The organism is Veillonella magna DSM 19857 (genome assembly GCF_000428745.1).
In the GTDB taxonomy this organism is placed as follows: domain Bacteria; phylum Bacillota; class Negativicutes; order Veillonellales; family Veillonellaceae; genus Veillonella_A; species Veillonella_A magna.
On record NZ_AUAN01000004.1, the window covers coordinates 48,393 to 69,483 of the forward strand.

General features: G+C 44.0%; 19 protein-coding genes and 6 tRNA genes. 2 read left to right on the forward strand and 23 right to left on the reverse strand.

From position 1 onward, the window contains the following. Positions 1 to 76: 76 nt before the first annotated feature. The 4 genes from ade to G344_RS0101085 form a co-directional block, all read right to left on the reverse strand. On the reverse strand, positions 77 to 1,759 hold the full coding sequence (ade, locus tag G344_RS0101070; protein WP_028254572.1) for an adenine deaminase: 1,683 nt from the start codon (positions 1,757 to 1,759) through the stop codon (positions 77 to 79). A 36-nt stretch (positions 1,760 to 1,795) separates the two neighbouring features. Then, positions 1,796 to 3,115, reverse strand: coding sequence for an NCS2 family permease (locus G344_RS0101075; protein WP_071838075.1), 1,320 nt, complete (start codon positions 3,113 to 3,115; stop codon positions 1,796 to 1,798). Between the two features lie 264 nt (positions 3,116 to 3,379). Next, entirely contained in the window at positions 3,380 to 4,321 is a 942-nt protein-coding gene (locus G344_RS0101080; RefSeq protein ID WP_308525861.1) for a hypothetical protein, read from the reverse strand. 81 nt (positions 4,322 to 4,402) lie between these two features. After that, positions 4,403 to 5,218: a hypothetical protein gene (locus tag G344_RS0101085; RefSeq protein ID WP_028254575.1), complete on the reverse strand. Its 816-nt coding sequence runs from the start codon at positions 5,216 to 5,218 to the stop codon at positions 4,403 to 4,405. 309 nt (positions 5,219 to 5,527) lie between these two features. On the opposite strand from G344_RS0101085, the gene G344_RS0101090 reads away from it, so the two are divergent. Next, positions 5,528 to 6,154, forward strand: coding sequence for a site-2 protease family protein (locus G344_RS0101090; RefSeq protein WP_028254576.1), 627 nt, complete (start codon positions 5,528 to 5,530; stop codon positions 6,152 to 6,154). A 140-nt stretch (positions 6,155 to 6,294) separates the two neighbouring features. Here the strand turns inward: G344_RS0101090 and G344_RS0101095 are convergent, their stop codons facing one another. The 6 genes from G344_RS0101095 to G344_RS0101120 all read right to left on the reverse strand — a co-directional run bounded on the left by G344_RS0101095 (position 6,295) and on the right by G344_RS0101120 (position 12,405). Then, positions 6,295 to 7,554 carry a nickel-dependent lactate racemase family protein gene (locus G344_RS0101095; protein ID WP_028254577.1) on the reverse strand — a complete coding sequence of 420 codons (1,260 nt, stop codon included), beginning with the start codon at positions 7,552 to 7,554 and terminating at the stop codon, positions 6,295 to 6,297. 16 nt (positions 7,555 to 7,570) lie between these two features. Further along, a complete protein-coding gene (locus G344_RS0101100; protein ID WP_028254578.1) occupies positions 7,571 to 8,125 on the reverse strand; it encodes a hypothetical protein in 555 nt (184 codons plus the stop codon). 11 nt (positions 8,126 to 8,136) lie between these two features. Next, complete coding sequence (gene floA / locus G344_RS0101105; protein WP_205087999.1) at positions 8,137 to 9,132, reverse strand: flotillin-like protein FloA; 996 nt, start codon at positions 9,130 to 9,132, stop codon at positions 8,137 to 8,139. Between the two features lie 51 nt (positions 9,133 to 9,183). Further along, positions 9,184 to 9,648, reverse strand: a complete 465-nt coding sequence (locus G344_RS0101110) for an NfeD family protein (RefSeq protein ID WP_038154670.1) — start codon at positions 9,646 to 9,648, stop codon at positions 9,184 to 9,186. 216 nt (positions 9,649 to 9,864) lie between these two features. Further along, entirely contained in the window at positions 9,865 to 11,532 is a 1,668-nt protein-coding gene (locus G344_RS0101115; RefSeq protein ID WP_169718806.1) for a multicopper oxidase family protein, read from the reverse strand. A gap of 372 nt (positions 11,533 to 11,904) precedes the next feature. After that, positions 11,905 to 12,405: an anion permease gene (locus G344_RS0101120; protein ID WP_156886125.1), complete on the reverse strand. Its 501-nt coding sequence runs from the start codon at positions 12,403 to 12,405 to the stop codon at positions 11,905 to 11,907. On the opposite strand from G344_RS0101120, the gene G344_RS0101125 reads away from it, so the two are divergent. Then, positions 12,388 to 12,720, forward strand: coding sequence for a LysR family transcriptional regulator substrate-binding protein (locus G344_RS0101125; protein ID WP_071838076.1), 333 nt, complete (start codon positions 12,388 to 12,390; stop codon positions 12,718 to 12,720). The genes G344_RS0101120 and G344_RS0101125 overlap by 18 nt on opposite strands. A 102-nt stretch (positions 12,721 to 12,822) precedes the next feature. Here the strand turns inward: G344_RS0101125 and uraA are convergent, their stop codons facing one another. The 13 genes from uraA to larC all read right to left on the reverse strand — a co-directional run bounded on the left by uraA (position 12,823) and on the right by larC (position 21,020). Beyond that, positions 12,823 to 14,103, reverse strand: a complete 1,281-nt coding sequence (uraA, locus tag G344_RS0101130; RefSeq protein ID WP_028254584.1) for a uracil permease — start codon at positions 14,101 to 14,103, stop codon at positions 12,823 to 12,825. Between the two features lie 20 nt (positions 14,104 to 14,123). Then, positions 14,124 to 15,434, reverse strand: a complete 1,311-nt coding sequence (locus G344_RS10400; RefSeq protein ID WP_051245637.1) for an FtsW/RodA/SpoVE family cell cycle protein — start codon at positions 15,432 to 15,434, stop codon at positions 14,124 to 14,126. A gap of 2 nt (positions 15,435 to 15,436) precedes the next feature. Next, positions 15,437 to 16,087 carry a tRNA (guanosine(46)-N7)-methyltransferase TrmB gene (trmB, locus tag G344_RS0101140; protein WP_028254585.1) on the reverse strand — a complete coding sequence of 217 codons (651 nt, stop codon included), beginning with the start codon at positions 16,085 to 16,087 and terminating at the stop codon, positions 15,437 to 15,439. A gap of 36 nt (positions 16,088 to 16,123) precedes the next feature. Beyond that, positions 16,124 to 16,822 carry a hypothetical protein gene (locus tag G344_RS0101145; RefSeq protein WP_028254586.1) on the reverse strand — a complete coding sequence of 233 codons (699 nt, stop codon included), beginning with the start codon at positions 16,820 to 16,822 and terminating at the stop codon, positions 16,124 to 16,126. Between the two features lie 122 nt (positions 16,823 to 16,944). Then, positions 16,945 to 17,469: a transcription repressor NadR gene (locus G344_RS0101150; RefSeq protein ID WP_028254587.1), complete on the reverse strand. Its 525-nt coding sequence runs from the start codon at positions 17,467 to 17,469 to the stop codon at positions 16,945 to 16,947. Between the two features lie 158 nt (positions 17,470 to 17,627). Then, a complete protein-coding gene (locus G344_RS0101155; protein ID WP_038154672.1) occupies positions 17,628 to 19,121 on the reverse strand; it encodes an MFS transporter in 1,494 nt (497 codons plus the stop codon). Between the two features lie 290 nt (positions 19,122 to 19,411). Further along, positions 19,412 to 19,487, reverse strand: a tRNA-Val gene (locus G344_RS0101160). Between the two features lie 3 nt (positions 19,488 to 19,490). Continuing rightward, positions 19,491 to 19,565, reverse strand: a tRNA-Glu gene (locus G344_RS0101165). A gap of 4 nt (positions 19,566 to 19,569) precedes the next feature. Next, a tRNA-Lys gene (locus tag G344_RS0101170) sits at positions 19,570 to 19,645 on the reverse strand. 6 nt (positions 19,646 to 19,651) lie between these two features. After that, positions 19,652 to 19,726 (reverse strand) — tRNA-Gln (locus G344_RS0101175). A 34-nt stretch (positions 19,727 to 19,760) separates the two neighbouring features. Next, positions 19,761 to 19,836 (reverse strand) — tRNA-Asn (locus G344_RS0101180). A 7-nt stretch (positions 19,837 to 19,843) separates the two neighbouring features. Continuing rightward, positions 19,844 to 19,918, reverse strand: a tRNA-Gly gene (locus G344_RS0101185). 229 nt (positions 19,919 to 20,147) lie between these two features. Continuing rightward, a complete protein-coding gene (gene larC, locus G344_RS10405) occupies positions 20,148 to 21,020 on the reverse strand; it encodes a nickel pincer cofactor biosynthesis protein LarC (RefSeq protein ID WP_051245639.1) in 873 nt (290 codons plus the stop codon). Positions 21,021 to 21,091: the final 71 nt, after the last annotated feature.

Below are 21,091 nucleotides of genomic sequence, written 5' to 3' on the forward strand. Positions count from 1 at the left end.
TTACTATGTATGGACAGGATTGCTTTTATTATTTGCTACCATTACATTTACTTTTTCTACACTCGGCGAAGCATGTTTACATACCTACTTCCACCAGCCCTTTCGTAGTAATACGTAAACTAGGAATTACCGACAATGCCAAAAAGCTGAGATTGATGAACGGATCAAAGGCTCGACTGATTCCCATGCCATAGGCAATTTCCTTCATTGCCTTTACCTTTGCATCCACTTCTTCATGCGGGCGATTACTAATAAGACCCATAATTTCCAATGGTAACTCAGCTATTACCTTGCCTTCGGACGCAATGACATAGCCACCACCGATGCGTACCATACGGTCGATAGCCACCATCATATCTGCATCATTGTCACCTATAACTACCACATTATGTGCATCATGAGCAAAGGAAGTAGCAATAGCACCATTATGTAAATTAAAGCCTTTCACCGCTGCCACACCATTACGACCGGATGCACGATACCGTTCAATACAGGTAATTTTATTGTATACTGCGTTAGGTGTAAAGACATCATCTATAGTAGGTAGCTCTTCCACCGTCTTTGTCGTTACAATCTGTCCCGGAACCATTGTAATCACGGCCTGAGGCCCGTTGACAATCATCTGTAGCTTGTCTTCCGTAAAACGCCCAATATTAACGGTCTGTAATAATTCTACCGGTGCCGGCACATTTGGTCGACGCACACATTCCGAAACCGGCTTTCCCTGTATCCAAACACCGGCAATTGATTGTGCTCGTTCGTCATCGAGAATAACCATATCAGCCCGATATCCCGGTGCAACTGCACCGCGGCGCTGCAAATTATAACATATAGCCGTATTATACGAAGCCATCTTGAATGCATCAATAGGGGGAATTCCCAACTCGATAGCACGGCGCACATTGTAACTGATATGCCCTTGTGCTTGAATATCTTCTATATGTTTATCATCCGTACAAAAACCATAGCGCGCTGTCGGTGCACCGTCAGCTACTAAACCTTTTACAATAGCATCTAAATTATGCGCTGCACTGCCTTCTCGAATCCATACATACATGCCATTTGCTACCTGGTCCTTAGCTTCTTCATAGGTAACACATTCATGATTGGTAGTAATACCTGCCAAAGCGTATGCCTGCACCTGTACCGGTGATAAACCGATACTGTGCCCATCCTTTACTCGATGGGCAAACAATGCTAACTTATCCATCATTCCCGGCTCCCCATCCAACACACTGGGGCAATCCATAACCTCACCGAGTCCCAGTATCCGCGGGTTATCCAGAAGCTTAGCTAAATCCGCCGCATCTAATACAGCACCGTTATCTTCGCCGGCAATAGCCGGTACACATGACGGAGCCATGACATATACATCTGCTTCACACTGCGCTGTCGCATCCAACATATATTGAATTCCTTTAAGCCCAGCTACATTTGCTGCTTCATGCGGATCCACTACAAATGCCGTCGTACCAAACTGCATGGCTTCATAGACAAGTTCCTGTGGATTTACCAGCGTCGACTCCAGATGTAAATGGCTATCTATAAATCCCGGAACGATGTATTTTCCTGTACAATTGACGTTCTCTACACCTTCATAGGTACCGATACCTACAATATACTCATCAGCAATCGCCACATCCGCAGTACGCCAACATTCATTAAACACGTCAAGCACATGCGCCCCGTGCAATACCACATCTGCTTTTTCCAAGCCGCGCGCAATCCGTGACAGTCGTCTATAGGTTTTGTAATTCATAATATACCTCTTTTCTGCCTATGCTAATCACATTTATCACATGAATAATTCTTTACCGATAAAAATTAAGCTTAATACATACATGATAAGCGATATATCCTTATGTTTCCCCGTAAGCACCTTAATAATCACATAGCTTACCAATCCCCATTCGATGCCAATACCAATCGAATACGCAAAGGGCATCATAATAATTGTTAAAAATGCAGGGATGCCTTCCGATATGTCCTCAAAATCCACCCCTTTAACAGCTGTTACCATGAAAAGCCCCACTACAATAAGCACCGGAGCCGTAGCTGCCGCAGGAATAATCATCAAGAGAGGCGCAAAAAATAAGGCAGCCAGAAAAAGAACGGCTGCCGTCAGGGCAGTCAAACCTGTACGACCTCCTTCAGCGATTCCCGCTGCTGACTCTACAGCCACAATATGGGCCGAGGTTCCCAATAAACTAGCCACTACTGTCCCTAATGCAGCTGCTGCCATTGAACGTCCGTTGGTTTTTCGAGATTCTTCACCAGATACTTTTACTTGATCGGTAAGGCCAATGGTAACACCTACAACATTAAATAAATTAACAAATAAAAATGTAAATATTACGAATAGCATATCTGCTTGCATCATTTCATCCCAAGCAAATTTCCCCATAACCGGCCCCATGGATGGTGGCACAGCTACCACTTTATCTGGCAACTGAGTAAGACCGATACCCCACGCCAAACAAGTACAGATAATTACAGCCAAAAAGATTCCACCCTTTACTTGCCGTGCCGTAAATACAGCAATCAGTATAATGCCTATTAACGTTATCAAAACTGCCGGATTATGTAAAGAGCCTATCCCCACCATCGTACCCGGAGTAGCTACGATAATACCCGAACTGCCTAAGCCAATCATCGTAATAAATAAACCAATGCCGGCCGTTACTGCCAGTTTAATATTCTGCGGTATAGCATTAAATAATAAATCTTTAAACGGTGTAACTGCAATTAGTAAAAATATAAGACCTGACAACAGCTGTGCGGTCAGTGCAAACATAAAACTATGTCCCATCTGCACAACAACAGTATAAGCTAAAAATGCATTAATCCCCATGCCGGCTACCCCAACGAATGGCGCGTTTGCATATAAAGACAATACCAATGTCATAATAAACGCAGATACTGCCGTCGCCGTAAATACGGCCCCCATATCCATACCGGCTTCACCTAAAATAATTGGATTTACCGCCAAAATATACGCCACACATAAAAAAGACGTACATCCCGCGAACAACTCCCTCATCACCGTACTTTGTCTCTCTTTTACTTTGAACAGCTTATCCCAAATTGCAGTCTGTTCCTGCTGTGACACTGTCATGCCAAGACCTCCTTACCTAAACCCTAAAAGTAAAATACAATCCCGTATCATTACCCTCTCTATTTTATTTCTTAGTTATACTAATTAGACATACATCTTATAATCTCCTCTTTTATTTTGTAAAATTATTATAATAAATATTCTTTTTAGTTATATATTTGCATAGAAAAATAGTTATATAATAAAAGCCCGTCACATCTATCTACATAACAGATGTGACGGGCTTCCTTTATCTACACAAAGATATTCCCTATAACTAATTTTCTAACGCGGTGTTACTACTTGTTGATCGAAAACCTGCTGCACGGCAGTAAATCCTATCGGCTCCGGTGCTACCAAATACAGACAAAGCACAGCAAGCACAGCCAACGCAATGGCTATATACGAGAAGGAACCACCACGACTGAATTCATACACACCAAAAAAACGAATTCCTATAGCCGAACCAATAGCCGCAATAAGAGACGGCATAGAAAACTCATTGTACATAGCAAAGTACAGCATCATACCGGCAAAAGCTCCCATGGCCATGACAATGGATAGCACGCCATCAAAGCCGGTAGAAAAACTACGACGCAGTCCTTTATTATACGACGATGCTTCGATACCAACGAAGCCAAGCACAAAAGCTAAGGCCGTCCAAATAGTCCCCCAAGAACCGCGAAAAGCATCACGATGTTTACCAGCATACCAAGCAAATGCGGTAACCGCTAAGATAGCTACACCTACAACAATGAAGAAGTACGGTGCCGGAATAAAGGGGAACAACAATACCCCGGCTATACATGCCACCATCGCCGCCAAGCTATAATACACGACACTAGCCACTGTCGGACGCTGTTCCACCGGAATCCGACAATATAAAGCCGCAGCCAATTCCAGAATAAAACAGAAAATAAAAATTCCTACGCCTACATAAGGTAATACTAATCCAATCACCAATGATAAGATGACCGGTATAATCAATCGCCATCCCGGGAAGAACACCAAGTCCTTAGCACTCATGCGCACATCTTGCGTTTCTACAGTAAAGTTATTGTATAATACAAACGTAAGCATAAATGCTATCGTTTCTGCCGGTGTTGCGCCCATATATAAAATAGTCGGCACCAACAGCATAGAAATAGCCACACCGGTGAATCGCGAAATAACGGCGCTCATAAACCCGGCCCCTAAAAAGGGTAACAACACTGTAATATATTCCATAATAAAAACCGCTCCTCTTCAATGTTAGTATACAAGTCTATTTATAAGTATACGCATTTATCTGCTTCACGGCAAGAGCTGTTATATGGATTTTGCCTTCTTCCGACCTCGATATAATCCTCGTCTCTCCAGGCGACAACGCACTGCTGTGTGCGAACATCCCTGATCTTTGGCGATAGCACTGACGCTGATTCCTTTAGCATACAATTCGCAAATTCGCACCTCATCCAACTGACGGCGATGCCCGCGCAGTGAAACTCCCGCATCACGTAAGCGCGATGCAATCGTACCTGATCGTACATGATATAAATTAGCCAGTCTTTCCGTCGACATATGAGCTACTGTATACAGATACACCAACTCGTCTTCGGAAATATTTTTGTACCTACAGCTATGGCGAATCGTAATCTGGGCATGATGCAACACCTTCAATACATACCATCGTGATATCTTGAGATTTTTAGCAATTGCCGTAGCACTCGTGCCTGCCTGATAGCTCTTGATAATTTCTGCCGTCGGCAGACATGGCCGTGAAGCTCTCTTTCGACCGTCATTTTTATTAGCCGTAGCTTTGTTGGACTCCTTCAAACAATAATGTTCATGAAGGCGCTGACCAATTGTCGTATGTGAGCATTGATAAATAGTAGCGATTTCCTGCATACTTTTACCCTTCACCTCATATAGATAGACAATCTCATCGGTGGGAAGTGATTTTTTAATCCCGCGTACCGGAATACAATATTCGTGTAACCTCCGAACAACCGTATTTTGACTGCATTGCAGCTTTTCTGCCACTGCCCACGTTGTCATCTGCTTCTCCACATACAATGTCCATAACAAGCTTCGCGGAATAGTAATGCGTCGCTCTTCACTTATCTCTACTGTCTGTTGCTTCATGCCATACCGCTTCCTTTCCGCCCTTTATTATAGTCACTAATATTACCTGTCTTCAAATAGGAATTTGACAATGGTGGTGTTGTTGTGCATTGCAATATGATATACTATACAGACAGAGTAAAATTCGTTACAGTTGTTGTAGCACTACAAATTATCAACTCACATAGCGTTACGCATATACTGTTTATGCCGGTCTGTTGTTGACTTTTACTCCGCGTTACTTTTTATCTTCTTTAACTTTATACTATTTGCTTTATAGCATTATCTTATAGTTTTAATATTGCAGATACTATCCCAAGGGAGATGACTATGTTTAACTTTGATATAATCACCATGGCCGCTACATTACCGGCCATTATTATCTCTATGGCTGTTCACGAATATGCTCATGCGCAAGTAGCCGACTGGCTCGGTGACGACACGCCTCGTCGCACGGGGCGTTTGACGTTAAATCCTTTTTCCCATATCGATATTGTAGGCATGATTATGCTCTTTCTTGTTCAATTCGGATGGGCTAAACCAGTTATGGTAAACCCTGCCAATTTCAAAGATAAAAAAACCGATGATATGTTGGTATCTATTGCGGGGCCACTGGCAAATTTAATCGTTGCCTTCATTGCCTTAGCAGTACTGACAGTTATGCGCACACATCACATTGCTATATCCGACGGCTTATATCGCGTGCTTCTATACACGATCATTTTAAATATTAACTTTGCTATTTTTAATTTATTGCCCATTCCCCCATTGGATGGTTCACGCCTTCTCATGCCCTTGATGAGTCCGGCATGGCAAATGCGCTTTTTACAATGGGAACGTTTTAGTTTCCTTATCTTAATTATCTTTGCCTATTCTCCGCTGCTGGGTCACGTACTTATTCCATTACAACACTCGATTCTAACGTTGTTTACATTCTTGCTATCACCACTAACCTAAAATAGCTAACAAAAATGCAATACGCATGCTGTTTTAATAATGTATCTAAGATTCGAACATTTTCCTAGATTATGTGTATTACAATATATTCAAAAAAAGAAGGTCTCATTAAGAGGCCTTCTTTTTTTACTTTTCATCACTTATCGTAAAAGCGGCACCGTATATGATGCATACGGCATCAATGTAATTTTAGCGTCGCCACCATGTTTCTTATCCGCCAAAGCCACTGCCTCTTCCACAGAGTGTACCGGCGTGAAAAAAGCTTGTCGCGCATACGCATCATCCAAAGATGAAATAAGATAAAAATCAGCTTTTTTCATCAATCGCGTCACCGCATAGGCTTTGTGTCGTCCAATTTGAAAATCAGCACGCACTGACTCCTCAATAGCATCAATACTGTCAAAGGTTCGCACCGTTTCATCGAGAATGGCTGACCCAGAACCTTCACGGCACTCCGCCATAAGAATGACCGTACCACCCGGTGCGACTGCCTTCACCGCATTATCCATAGTTTTTTGCATCTGATAAATATTAATATCCTTAGGATAACCACCACAGGTAGCTATGACAATAGGCGTGCGCTCCGTAATGCGCACCCCATTTTGCGAGTCCACAAAGCGACAAGCCTCTTTATGGGCCTCAATATAATCGCCACAGAATACTCCGGTGAATTCCGCCGCCTCATTCAGCACCACGTTAAGCAAGAAAGTAGGGCGACACATTTCCGTCCCCTCCACCTGATCCTCGTAAATCGGATTACCTTCAAGGCGACCAATTTCTGCTGCCGGGTTCAGCATCAAACTGTGGTTCTTTCGGATTGTTTCATACTCCGCACACCCCGGCAAAAGTGCCTTACGTCCACCGCCGTAACCGGCAAAGAAATGATGAACTACCGACCCCGTACAGATGATATGATCGGCTTCCACACAAGCCTTGTGAAAGCGCACCGGTGTTCCAAAGGAGGTCGTCCCTAACTCCACAAAATCATCACTATCCTTGGCATAAGAGTTAATCATTTTCACACGCCCGGCTACCTCAGCTCCGACGGAGTCAATCATCTCCTCTTCAGTCATACGACGATGCGTCCCCAATGCAAAGACAATCGTCATATGGCTATCCGGAATGCCCGCTTCATTAAGGTAATCTAATAATACCGGCATAAATACATGCGAATTGGCTACTCGCGTAGGATCGTTTGCTAAAATAGCCACAGTTTCACCGGGATGTACCAGCTCACGTAAGGGTTTACTGCCAATGGGGTGATCCAATCCATTCTTAACAGCTTGCACCGGATTATCCAGTACCGGTGTAGTTGCCATGTGCAATTCTGCGGCTATACGCCGTTCATCTATGGAGAACGTTAACTCTCCTTCACCATAATGCCATGTGTATTGTTTCATAGTGTTCTTTATCTCCTTATCTCTTTCTCCTATACTGTCCTTGCTTAGCCAGCGGCGGTCCTAATACTACCGACCATAGGATACCGTCTCGCACAGTACCGGTCAGATGTTTCTTCGTCAAGACAGCACGCTGTGATGATGCAGCTTCACGATCACCATACCACGTTAGTGCTTGCCGTCTTCTTCTGTCATCCCTTACTACCACGGTCTCATCACTTTGGTCATCCACTTTGCGATTCATATACCTGCGATACCGTTCCACCTCTTTTGATAGGCCTGAGTCCTCGCCGTAACCGGATGTTTCCATTGACTGCCTGTGATTGGTGTGCATTACCGTATCGCCTTCTGATGTATCTAACGTTAGCCTATCAGACTTTGCTGTATTTTCATTCGCTGTATTTTGTTCATTTGTACGCGGTTCCATAGAAAGTCCATAGTGTCGTTCCATCTCTTCCCATGTTATCGGTTCTTCTCCATTCGCAGTATCCTCCGGTGGAGCGGACTGCCTCTTTCTTTTACCGAAAATGGCCGACCCCAACAGAAAGAGTATAATCAATACGATGATATCCATACACAGTACCTCTATTTATTTCCATCACTACCGCTGGTAGATAATTCTTCATTGTCTCCGACTGCCAAGGTTTCACGCATCTTAGTGTCTGCCATAATATTATTCATATTGTAATAATCCATAACGCCCATATTACCTTCACGCAACGCCTGCGACAACGCCTGCGGTACCTCAGCCTGTGCTTCCACGACCTTCGCTTGCATTTCCTGTGTATACGCGCGCATTTCTTGTTCTTTAGCCACGGCCATGGCACGTCGTTCTTCCGCCTTAGCCTGGGCAATCTTCTTATCTGCCTCTGCCTGATCCGTCATAAGCTGTGCGCCGATGTTACGTCCTACATCAACGTCTGCAATATCAATGGACAAGATTTCAAATGCCGATCCCGCATCAAGCCCCTTAGTGAGAACCGTACGAGAAATATGATCCGGGTTTTCCAATACATCGGTATGTTCTTCGGATGAACCTACCGTAGTAACAATCCCTTCACCGACACGGGCGATAATCGTTTGCTCGCCTGCACCGCCTACTAAGCGATCGATATTAGCACGCACCGTTACCCGTGCCCGCACTTTTAACTCAATGCCATTCTTTGCGACGGCAGAAATAATCGGTGTTTCAATAACCTTTGGATTAACACTCATCTGAACCGCTTCAAGTACATCTCGTCCGGCTAAATCAATAGCCGCCGCCCGTTCAAAGGTAAGTGGAATCGCAGCGCGTTCGGCTGCAATAAGTGCATCTACTACACGGTCTACATCACCGCCGGCTAAGTAGTGCGCTTCCAACTGATTTACATTCACACCCAGTCCCGCTTTATTGGCTTTTACCAAAGGCAAAACTATTTGCGACGGCGAAACACGACGAAGCCGCATCCCTACCAATGTAAAAATACCTACATTGACACCGGCCGCCAATGCGGAAATCCATAAGCCTAACGGTACAAAATGAAGAAATAGTGACACGATTATAACAATGGCCACTACAACAAAAATAAAACTGACATTCATTAGCTCAAACATAAAAGCCTCCTTCTACACTGTGCATAAACCTATCACTATTTAGTCTGCATTGCGACGCACTACAACGCGCCCGCCTGTTACATCCACTACACGGATTTTCGTACCTGGTTCAAAAAATTCACCGTCCGACACAACATCTACCGGTTCGCCGTCAATAATTGCTCGACCAGCCGGACGAAGTACCGATTGTACAACACCGGTTTTCCCCAGTAGATCCGCCTTAGGCTCACTGCCTACATAACCGTTATCCGTCGTCGACCGCCATTGCAGGGTCAGTAGCTTACCAATGCGACTGTCGGGGAACTTTGATATAAGCCAAAAAGCAATTAGCATACAGGCAACAGCTAGCGCTGCCACCGTCATAGCTGCTTCCACCGTAGCACCTAACCACAAATACAATGCCCAAAGCAACGCACTGATACCGGCTACCCCAAACAATCCGAACCCCGGCACCAAGGCTTCAATACTTACGAGGATAATACCCCCAATTACTAAATATAGCACTACTTCACCTCCCTTTCATGCCAATATAAATATACTTTTTTGCTCTTTATACATTAAGTATACACCTATTATATAAAGCTATCATAAGCAACTAAAAAAACGACGATGAAAATCTGTATTTTTACTACATTCGTTCTTCATCGTCATTTTTCCTTCTTTACGTCGTATATAATTTGTATCTATGCGATATATCTATGGCATATGTTTATGTACCGTTTATTTAACTTCGAACTGTCCCATCATGCCATTTTCTTCATGTTCTAAAATATGGCAGTGGAACATGAATACTCCTTTCCGCTCATATCGTACCAATAATTCTACCTTTTCATCAGGATTAACCAGTACCGTATCCTTCCATCCCTGCTCCTGCGCCGGCGGTGTTTGACCATTGCGCGAAAGAATACGGAACTGTACACCGTGCATGTGGAAAGGATGAATCATGCCTCCCATCATCGTCGATGGATTCGTCACTTCCCAAATTTCCTGTGTACCAAATACAGCCTGTTCATCAATTCGTTCCATAGAAAAGGTTCGTCCGTTGATGGATACCATCGGCCCCATGCCTTGCAATTCAATATGCTTGCGCGGTAGCGTAGCTAATGTGTCTGACTCCGGCAACGGTGCTATCGTCGTCAGTGCCATATCCGGTGAAAAAGCAACCGTATCAGCCACATCAGCTATGCGCACAGCTAGTGCCGTAGCACCATTTACCGTAACCTGTGCTGTTTCTCCCACCTTATACTGACTCATATCCACTACGATTTCTGCCCGTTCTCCCGGACTGAGGCGAAGCGTTGTAAGCGATACCGGTCTTGTCAGCAAACCTCCGTCCGAAGCGACCTGATAAAAGTTATGGTGACCGCTCAAAGCTACATCAAAGTTGGATGCATTCGATCCATTGACGATACGATAGCGCACCCAATGCGACTTTGTCGTAATATACGGTTTCACTGTACCGTTTACTATAAGCACATCTCCCTGTGTGCCATCCGGATTTGACACTGCATTGTAATCGATGCGTCCATCCTCCGTAAAATAACGGTCCTGTATCACTAAAGGTATATCATCGACACCATACGTTCGTGGCAATGGTAAGGCAGTCTCTTGCGAATCCTCTACCAAAATAAGTCCTGCTAAGCCTTGGTATACCTGCCGTGCCGTATTCCCCATGTAATGCGGATGATACCACAAGGTAGCCGCCTGCTGATCGACGGTAAACTGTACTGTTTTACCTTCGCCGGGCTGCACTGCATTATGCGGACCGCCATCAGCATCGCTATCTACTTTCAAGCCATGCCAATGAAATGTCGTCGGTTCGTCAAGCCGATTGGATAACTTCATCGTCACCTGCTGCCCTTTTGTTAACCGTAGTACCGGTCCCAGCATAGCTCCATTATAACCCAAGGTCTGTGTTCGATGCCCATCTAATAACTCTGTTTCGCCTTGCTGCGCTGTCAAAGAATAGGTTACATGATTCCCCTCTTGCTCTGTAGGTGTCAGAATAGGCGGAATTGCCAACGGCCGCTCTGCTTGAGCTGCATTTTTATATTGAATAGCTATATGCTGGTGCATCATGCCATGCATACCGGACATCATCGACTGCATCATACCTTGATCGTTGCCATCCATCATTGACTGATGCATAGTCTGCCCCTTCATCATTCCCTGACCGTTGCCATGCATCATCCCCTGCATATATCCCATCATACGATTCATCATTGAACGATGCTGGGCATCGTTCATCGGTTGTCCGTTTGCTCCCGTCATACAGGAAACACCGGTTGTATCATTTGTATCCGCTAAAGCAAATCCTGCGGAGCCAATCACTAACGTTCCTGCCAAGGCACTCCCCAGTAGCCATTGCATACGTTTACTTTTTTTCATCATAATCTCCTTATCTGTGCTTCTGTACTCTCTCTTTTACAAAGGCACATGTTCTTACTTATTATTCTGTTTATAGTATACAGATACTCGGTATAAATGTCATGAGGGGGGTATATACTGAACTACTTAAGAAGCATAGAAGCCATAGTAAGAACTCCTTATATCTCTACTACCAACTTACATATTGCAAGAAAGGTCCATATATCAAAAGCGTATCATTCAATAAATATGACCACTGAGATATATGGACCTCTCATTTTATAACAACATGGAGTCTGCCGCCTACCCAGATCAGCAGTTTCTATGTTCTTAGCAGTATATGTAATTCAAAATCAAAAGCATAATAAAAACTAATTATATCAATGACTACAGTTACCAAAGGCCAAGTACACTCCACCATGCCAAGCCGACTACAAAGTACACTGCCATGGAGTAAAATGCAATGATATGACCTGTAAACCACCAACGACTTTCCGGTACATACCCGGCACCAAAGAGAAGCGGTCCTACAGCATTACCGTAATATGTCATAAGACTGGCTAGCTGTGCCGATGCCGCTACCAATAAAAGCAAAGGAATCGCCGGTAATCCAAACACCTGCCCCAGTATAAATATAACCGGTACCAAGGTAACAACATAGGCAATCGTAGATGCGAAGAAATAACGAATAAGCATAGTCAAAAGAAGTAATAGCGCCATTGCCACCAAAGGTGGAAATACGTGCAAATCCAAATGGGTGTGAAACCATTCACCGAGCCATAGAAATTTAGTAACCATGCACCAACGGGTAAAAAAATTTTTCTTCGCTCCGAACCGATTTGCCTCGTCACATCGAAACACTGCAATCGCAATAGGTTGGCTTCCATCCCACAAATTCGATACACCACTGATCCTTCCCTATATGCCATCATGGATACTTGGTGGAAACAAAATTATACTACCCCTCCTAATAGTGGTTTGTATCTGGATACAATGGAAACCTGTCGCCGTTTTATTCAGAAAAATCTTGGTTGGTCTATTCTTCCATATACAGGATTGGAGTACTTTGCCGACGATATACGCATCAAACCGTTATATTGGAACGATGGAACAGCGATTGAACGCGAAACAAATCTCTACTATCATCCGCGCAAACCACAGCGCAAAGCTGTTCAAGCCTTTATTGATTATGTACAGCAACACATATGACCAAGCAAACTATAAAAAAATAAAAGGACGACTCATTTCACAGTATTTACATCTTACAAATAATCTGCTTTCGAAGTGAGTCGTCCTTTTATCTTTTATTCTTTATTTTCTATTTAATTGCTTATTTCCTAAGCCGGTTTTGCGGAAAATAGTGAATGCTAAGCTAATAAGAATAGCTACTACCGTAGCAAGTCCCATCCCCTGTAATACTACCGGTCCAATAGCAACCTTTGCACCGCTTACCCCAGTAATAAGTACTACGGAAGTAAGAATTAAATTAGCCGGGCTTGTATAGTCTACTTTACGTTCTACCAGCATACGCAAACCGGAAGCTGCGATAATACCAAAAAGCAAAATGCTGACACCACCCATTACCGGTACCGGAATAGCATGGATAAGAGCTGCAATTTTACCTATAAAGGAAAAGAGAATGGCCAATACGGCCGCACCGCCGATAACGTACACACTGAATACGCGCGTGATAGCCAATACACCGATATTTTCACCATAGGTCGTATTTGGTGTAGCACCAAAGAAACCGGATAACATGTTAGCAATACCATCACCCAACAAGGACCGTTTTAACCCCGGATCCTGCATAAGATCTCGACCTACAATGTTACTGGTTACCACTAAGTGCCCTACATGTTCTGCAAATACAACGAATAAAGCCGGCATAATCATAAGAATTGCATTAAGATTATATTCCGGTGCGTAGAAATGCGGGAAAGAGAACCACGGTGCAGCTGCCACCGCACCAAAATCAATAACGCCCATAAAGGCTGCCAATACATAGCCGGCTACTACACCGATAAGTACCGGTATAACAGCAAAGAAACCACGGAAAAGTACGGTACCGAGAATCGTCACTACTAAAGAGAACATAGACAGCGTTACAACCTGCATATGTGTCATCCCCAAGCTTTGCCACTGATCACCGGTAATACCGGCCATCCCCATAGCTACCGGTGCCAGTTCCAAACCGATTACGGCAACGATGGCTCCCATAGCTGCCGGCGGCAGAATAACATCAATCCATTTAATGCCGACGAAACGTACGATAATAGATAAGATAATGAAGGCGGCACCAAAGGCAATAAAGCCACCTTGCGCTGCTTCATAGCTCATCCCGGCCGCCATAACCGATAGCACCGGTGCAATAAAAGCAAAACTAGAACCCAAGTATGAAGGAATCTTTCCCTGACATACAAAGAGATACAACAAGGTACCGATACCATTCATAAACAAGGCTGTTGCCGGATCAACTTTCAAAAGGAATGGTACCAACACCGTAGATCCGAACATAGCGAATACGTGCTGGAAGCTGAGTGGTAACAGTGCCCCAAACGACGGGCGTTCCTGCACATCAATAAAGTCTTTCATGGATTAACTACCCCTTTCCGTTAGCGACTACGCGAAGTCGACGAACCTTCCACCGAAAACCGACTGAGTGTTTCTTCCCGAAGCGACGGAGCTTCACCCCGCGTACCAACGCGCGGTGACTGTTGTGCCGCCAGGCTGTAACGCCCAATACTGGCCAAAATTCCAACGGCTCCCAGATTTAACATTAATGAAGAACCGCCATAGGATACAAATGGCAACGGCACACCAGTAACCGGCATGGCTCCGCAAACCATCATCATATTAAACAGCGCTTGACCGCTGATAATTAACGTAATACCAAATGCCACAAATGCACCAAAGTAATCACGGGCCTGTTGTGCAATACGTAGCCCGTACCAAGTAAAGGTCAACACAATGGCAAGCAGTGCCAAAGAACCTACAAGACCTGTCTCTTGAGACCACACGGCGAAGGCAAAGTCTGTATGCGCTTCCGGTAAGTAGAAATACTTGGCCGTGCCATTACCCAGGCCCTGGCCTAGCACACCGCCGGAACCTACAGCTAATAGACTTTGCACAGTCTGATAGCCGATGCCTTGCGCATGACTCCATGGATCTATATAAGCAAGGATACGTTCCCATCGATATGGTGATAAATACACCAAAGCACTTAAAATACCGAGTACCGCTAACGTTCCCCCCACTGCTACATACAGCATAGGACCACGTATGCGTCGAATGTAGCCGATACCGCCAATAGCCGCCAGTATAGCACCAAAGCCCAAAATAAGCATCGCCGTACCCATATCAGGTTGTAAAATCGTAAGCAGTGCATATACTAAGGGCATCAACAAAAAGCGTGCAAAAAAAGGTACGCGTCCATTACTTCCCGGACTGCGGCCAAATTCGTAATACTCAAAGAAGTGAATGTATTTCTGCTTCCATCGCTGCCGTTCTACGTAAGCTGCTGCCCAAATAACCGATCCCAGCTTGGCAAATTCTGAAGGCTGTAATGATACCGGGCCGAATTGTAGCCATCGCCGTGCACCATTAACGACAGTACCACCAACGAGTACGGCCACCAGCAAGATAACCAACACCACTGCCATACCGTTAAGAACCTTTTGTGAGCGCAATCGCCGATAATCCATACGATACATAGCCATTAGAATAATAAATCCCAATACTAATGACACCAAATGCTTAACGAAGAAGCCTGCCCATAAACTACCATCAATGGTGGCCTCCACATAGGTCGCACTATAGATATTGATGCTACCTATAATTACCCATAAAAATACGGCAAAGAACACACCTTGCACATCATTATGAAGCACACGGCGCAAGCCCTTAGCCCGACCGTCATCTTTCATGATTATGCCTCCTTGGGCCTGATTGCTTCTAACCGGAAAATCGGCTGCCCTTTAGCGCTAAACTTCTCTTCATACTCTGTTTTTACATTCGGTATATCCGTACTATGCAAATCATAGGACACATTTTTTAATGTCCAACCGGAGTTCTTAAACTCCTCTAAGGAAAACAGAAAAAGACCTTCATTATCTGTTTTAAAATGAATTTCCCCATCAGGGCCTAAAAGCCGTGCATAACGGTCCAAAAAGGTATGATATGTCAAACGTCGTTTTGCATGCCGCGCCTTTGGCCACGGATCACAAAAGTTAATATAAAACCGATCCACTTCACCGGGATCCATAATATCTTCAATACCGGCAATGTCAAACAGCGTTACCTTTGCGTTATCTGTCCCGGCTTCAAATAATTTTTGAGCTGCATAATATAAAACACCCAGTTGTACTTCAAAGCCAAGGAAATTGGCTTCCGGATGCGCCTCTGCCATACCGGCGATGAAACGTCCTTTTCCGGTGCCCAGCTCCACATACAGTGGTTTCTCCGGATTTGTAAACAAAGTATTCCAATGCCCTTTATACGATGCGTGATCACTTAAAATCACATGTGTATCATACTCGTGAATTGCCTCGTCAATCCATGGTTTTCTTCGTAATCGCATAGTATCTCCTTTTTCAACTATATTACATCTCATCTATTATAGAGAAGTCCGCCCTTTGTCGTCAACTGCTGTTTTACGCTCTTGAAGTTGCTTCACAATATCCATAATATTCGGTATTTCATAGACCTGCCATGTACCGTCTTCTAACTGTCGCATCCGAAGAACGATAGGTATTCTTTCGGGCGGATTAGTGGCATTAGCAATGATTCGCACGTCCACTACTCCAGCCTCTACCGTAGTGATTTGTACTTCTTTCCATAAAAAAGTAATATCCGCCATAGCATAGACACGGCGTAGCTGTACCATATCACCCACCAGAGGATCCTCTCCATTTTTTTCAACAGATTCTTGTTCCACTCCATTGCTATCACCGGTAACAGCTTTCATCTCATGGTCGATTTTCTTCTGTGCCCTTTTATGCACTTCCTTTGTAATCGCATCTTTTATTAATGCCGTACCTACCTCTTTTGCTAACGGCTTTATTGCAGCTGACCATGGATTTGCTTTTAACTCTTCATCAGAGTTCACCCAGTCATCGATGGCATGTCCCAATATAGATCGCACGTCCACATGCTCATAAATGGTTGCTACATCATTCTTATCGGCTGCTGTTTGTAATAACCGAACCGTGTATATCGGTTGGCGCGGTAGATACCAGCCAAAATAACCGGCTATGACAGCTGCCACCGCTAAAATTGCGGTAAGGCCTATCCATCTCAGCTGTATTTGTTTCATTGTACTCTCCTAGATAATACGCCGTAACCTACAACATAAAAGACACTGTCCGCACGGACAGTGTCTTTTTTATCCTTCTATATCACTCGTTTAACTGTCAGCGATACCTCACCAGCAGTATATCATGAGACAACTGTTTCGTAAAGAAATCCCTTTTGTCGAAGCGTATCAATGATGAGGGACAACCGTTCCGGTGTATCAGCACCAATAAGGTGAGTATGTACACCACCACTAACGGTGCTAAGCAGTTGATTCGCCGAGGAAGCAAATTTTTCTATAAATTGCCGACACTCCTCTAAAGTGCGGATATATAAGGACGCCTCAATATGACCGTACACATCGTGTTCCACGCCGATGGTATACATCACGCCTCCCATAGTAATAATAGTGGTAAGCTCTTCTTCCACGCGTGTTGCATCATGGCGACATACAATAATACGCTTTACACTACCACTGCCGGGCATGGTCATCGTATAACCTCTGGGAGTAGATAAAATCGGATAGCCTTCCTGCCGTAAAGCGGCGATATCTCCAACAATAATCGGTCTGGATACATCACACATTTCCGCCAACTCGCCACCGGCGATGGGAGCGTTCGCTTTCGCCAAATATCTAATAATCGTCTGTTGTCGTTCTTTACTCCGCATAGTATCTCCTTATTCCCATTTCAATATCGCTGTCCTCATATCCTTCTTAACTCTCTTTTAATTAGAGTTTAATCATCTCTTTACTAATTTAGTTATCTCTGTATTAACCTTTTAGTAATAATTCTACTACCACTTATATTTCTATCACTTAATAGTATTTATGCTCCTTGATGCTCTAATTGCTCCAACGAACGCTGTTTGCTTTCTGTACCTAAAGCAATAACTACTACCGCTATTATAACAAACATAGCAGCAAATACATAGAAGATGTGGCGCATGTCCCATTGTGCTGTCAGCAGGATACCTACTAACATAGGGGCTACCATGCCGCCGATACGTCCTACACCGGCAGCCCAACCACAACCTAACCCGCGAATAGCTGTCGGATAAAGTTCCGGTGTATACGCATACATAACACCCCAAGCACCCAAATTAAAAAATGACATCAGAGCACCACTTATTAAAAGCACCATTACCGTTCCTGCATGGCCGAAAAAATAACTAGCTACACCACTGCCCAGCAAAAAGACAGACAATGTATATTTACGTCCCCAATGTTCTACTAACCAAGCAGCACACATATACCCTGGTAGTTGTGCTATGGTCATAAAGAAAACATACTCTGATGTTTTCACCACAGAAAACCCTTGTTGATACACAAGAGAAGGTAGCCACATAAAGATTCCGTAATAACTGAATACAATGCCGAACCAAGCCAACCATAGCATGACTGTACGACGACGTAAAGATGGCTGCCATAATGCTCCAGGCCCCTTTGTAATTGTTTCTTTACCATCTTTCTTCGCATCAGTCGTAATTATGTTATTATCTTTCTCAACTACACCGGTACAAGGTGACTTCATTTCTTTTTCAATTGAGCCTGCTTTATTAACTTCTATTATGTTACTCTCTAGCATATTATTCTTTGAAAGCAGTTTACTATTCCGCTTACGCTGATTAGCTACCACTGCTGCATGTGATGCAATCGGACATTGTTCCTCTTCAATGGCAGTTACAATTGCCCTAGCTTCGTCTATCCGTCCCTTGCGCAATAAGTAACGCACTGATTCCGGTAAATGGGCACGTATTAAACCTATATATAATGCCGGTAACGCACCAACTAAAAAAGCAAAGCGCCATCCTGTATGAGGTACAAGAAAATAAGCTATAGCCGCTGCCAACAACCATCCTACGGCCCAAAAGCTTTCCAGTATAACAATAAATCGACCGCGCACAGCCGTAGGGATATATTCTGTCATAAGGGTAGCCGCTACAGGCAGTTCCCCACCTAGTCCTACACCTACTAAAAAACGAAATATCAGTAACCATTCATAGTTGGGTGCTACTGCGCACAATGCCGTTGCCAGACTATATAAAAAAACAGTCCACGCAAAAACGCGTTTACGTCCAATAACATCCGCCAGTGTACCTGATGTGACCGCCCCCAAAGCCATACCAATAAGTCCGATGCTACCTAGCCACCCAACTTCCGTGCCACTAAGTCCCCATTCGTGAATTAACCGAGGCATTAAAAATGCAATAATCCCAGTATCCATGGAATCAAAAGCCCATCCCAAACCAGATACCATTAATATTTTGTAATGAAAGGGACGCAACTTCATCCCATCCAGACGTGCAATTAATTCAGCCATACAAATACTCCTATCCTCTGCATTACCTAATGATCTAATTACCCAAAGACCTAAATTCAGCCATGTCCGGACGTGGCTTTCCTCTACATGCATATGCAAAACTTAACAAACTTTACATCTGTTAATATGGATAAGTATAAACATATCTGTCTGTACTGTCAATAGACAATGAACCGATAATTAATAAAAATGCCTCGGCACATAACCGAGGCTGGATAAGAATAAAACGATAATTATTAAAATGGGGTACAAAAAAACGAGTCTCCTGAAGAGACTCGTGCAAAGAGATATGGTGGACGATGACAGGATCGAACTGCCGACATCCTGCTTGTAAGGCAGGCGCTCTCCCAGCTGAGCTAATCGTCCATATGGTGACCCGTGGGGGAATCGAACCCCCGATACCGCCGTGAAAGGGCGGTGTCTTAACCGCTTGACCAACGGGCCACAGTGGTGATCCATCCGCGACTCGAACGCGGGACACCCTGATTAAAAGTCAGGTGCTCTACCAACTGAGCTAATGGATCATGAAATGGCAGGGGTACAAGGATTCGAACCTTGGAATGACGGAGTCAGAGTCCGTTGCCTTACCGCTTGGCGATACCCCTATATATACAAAGGTTAAAACCTGTGTAAGCGTATTGGCTCCCCGAGTAGGACTCGAACCTACGACCGATCGGTTAACAGCCGATTGCTCTACCGACTGAGCTATCGAGGAATAAAAATGGAGCGGAAAACGAGATTCGAACTCGCGACCCCCGCCTTGGCAAGGCGGTGCTCTACCGCTGAGCTATTTCCGCATGTCACAACGAAATTCATTTTACTTCATTTCGTTTAAACTGTCAAGCACTTTTTAAGAAAATTTTTATTTCATTCTTATTTTTACTGTCTTGCCTGACTGCCTTATTATAATAACAAAGAGCCTAATTTATGTCAATACCAATTTTAAAAAATTTTAAGCTTGGAGATTCGCATCATCGTGCTACCACTCATAATGTATGCAGACATCAACGAATCTCCTTTCATCAATTACACTTCAAACAGGGTAAATACATTAGGAATTATCAAATTCATTGTTCCCAAACCTACACCCTTATGCGTTGTGCTGTCCAAAAGTGCCATCATACGACCTACCTGTTCTTTAATAGCCACCTCATCTCGACACAAAGGAACATCAGCACTCAGTGTCTGGACTAAGGTAGCCCCCGTAGGTGTTACTAATTCACCGGTCACTGTCGTCGTATATGTAGGAAACTCACGCAGCAGCATTGCTGTAGCCGGTGTTGGCACATCCATTAATCCATGCTCGCAATTCACCTTGCCTTTGCCAACATGAAGCGGAGAAAAGGTGATAGCCTCATAGCCTAAATATTCCATACCAATCATAGTACCTACAATGTCGATGATACAATCAATGGCACCCACTTCATGGAAATGCACTTCTTCCAATGTGCTATTGTGAACAGCTGCTTCCGCCATACCCAATCGGTAGAAAGCTTCCACCGATTTCTCTTTAACCCATTTTGACAAATCCGATTCTTCAATAATCTGTTTTATCTCCGTGTAGCTTCGTCGTTCTCCATGGCTATGTTCATGAGTAAGATGCTTATGCCCGTAATTTCCCTCTCCATGAGCATGACTATAATGAACCTGTCCAGAGCTAGGCAACACCGTCTCACTGATTCTATCATATCCATGGGGATGTTCATGTAAATGTACATCAAAATAAATGCCCTCTACCCCGAGCTTTTCCCCTCGTCGATGAACAAAATGATAGCCTGCCAGATGTAGTTTTTCAATCTCCTGTTGTAAGACGTCATAAGGAAATCCCAAATCAAGCAAAGCTCCTATCATCATATTCCCACTGATGCCGGAAGAAGCCAGCCCTTGTAATACCTTCATTCGCTTTCATCTCCTTATAAATTAATATCTTATACATTATTCAGAAAAGGTCGCAGTCATCCACGGATGCA

Bases quoted from the DNA above. Each gene is read 5' to 3' on its own strand.
- G344_RS10400 (WP_051245637.1), bottom strand. From the start codon at position 15,434: ATGAAAGATGACGGTCGGGCTAAGGGCTTGCGCCGTGTGCTTCATAAT.
- G344_RS0101085 (WP_028254575.1), bottom strand. From the start codon at position 5,218: ATGAAGCAACAGACAGTAGAGATAAGTGAAGAGCGACGCATTACTATT.
- G344_RS0101115 (WP_169718806.1), bottom strand. From the start codon at position 11,532: ATGAAAAAAAGTAAACGTATGCAATGGCTACTGGGGAGTGCCTTGGCA.
- G344_RS0101090 (WP_028254576.1), top strand. From the start codon at position 5,528: ATGTTTAACTTTGATATAATCACCATGGCCGCTACATTACCGGCCATT.
- larC (WP_051245639.1), bottom strand. From the start codon at position 21,020: ATGAAGGTATTACAAGGGCTGGCTTCTTCCGGCATCAGTGGGAATATG.
- G344_RS0101100 (WP_028254578.1), bottom strand. From the start codon at position 8,125: ATGGATATCATCGTATTGATTATACTCTTTCTGTTGGGGTCGGCCATT.
- ade (WP_028254572.1), bottom strand. From the start codon at position 1,759: ATGAATTACAAAACCTATAGACGACTGTCACGGATTGCGCGCGGCTTG.
- G344_RS0101145 (WP_028254586.1), bottom strand. From the start codon at position 16,822: ATGAAACAAATACAGCTGAGATGGATAGGCCTTACCGCAATTTTAGCG.
- G344_RS0101075 (WP_071838075.1), bottom strand. From the start codon at position 3,115: ATGACAGTGTCACAGCAGGAACAGACTGCAATTTGGGATAAGCTGTTC.
- G344_RS0101155 (WP_038154672.1), bottom strand. From the start codon at position 19,121: ATGGCTGAATTAATTGCACGTCTGGATGGGATGAAGTTGCGTCCCTTT.
- floA (WP_205087999.1), bottom strand. From the start codon at position 9,132: ATGAATGTCAGTTTTATTTTTGTTGTAGTGGCCATTGTTATAATCGTG.
- G344_RS0101150 (WP_028254587.1), bottom strand. From the start codon at position 17,469: ATGCGGAGTAAAGAACGACAACAGACGATTATTAGATATTTGGCGAAA.
- uraA (WP_028254584.1), bottom strand. From the start codon at position 14,103: ATGAAAGACTTTATTGATGTGCAGGAACGCCCGTCGTTTGGGGCACTG.
- G344_RS0101080 (WP_308525861.1), bottom strand. From the start codon at position 4,321: ATGGAATATATTACAGTGTTGTTACCCTTTTTAGGGGCCGGGTTTATG.
- G344_RS0101095 (WP_028254577.1), bottom strand. From the start codon at position 7,554: ATGAAACAATACACATGGCATTATGGTGAAGGAGAGTTAACGTTCTCC.
- trmB (WP_028254585.1), bottom strand. From the start codon at position 16,087: ATGCGATTACGAAGAAAACCATGGATTGACGAGGCAATTCACGAGTAT.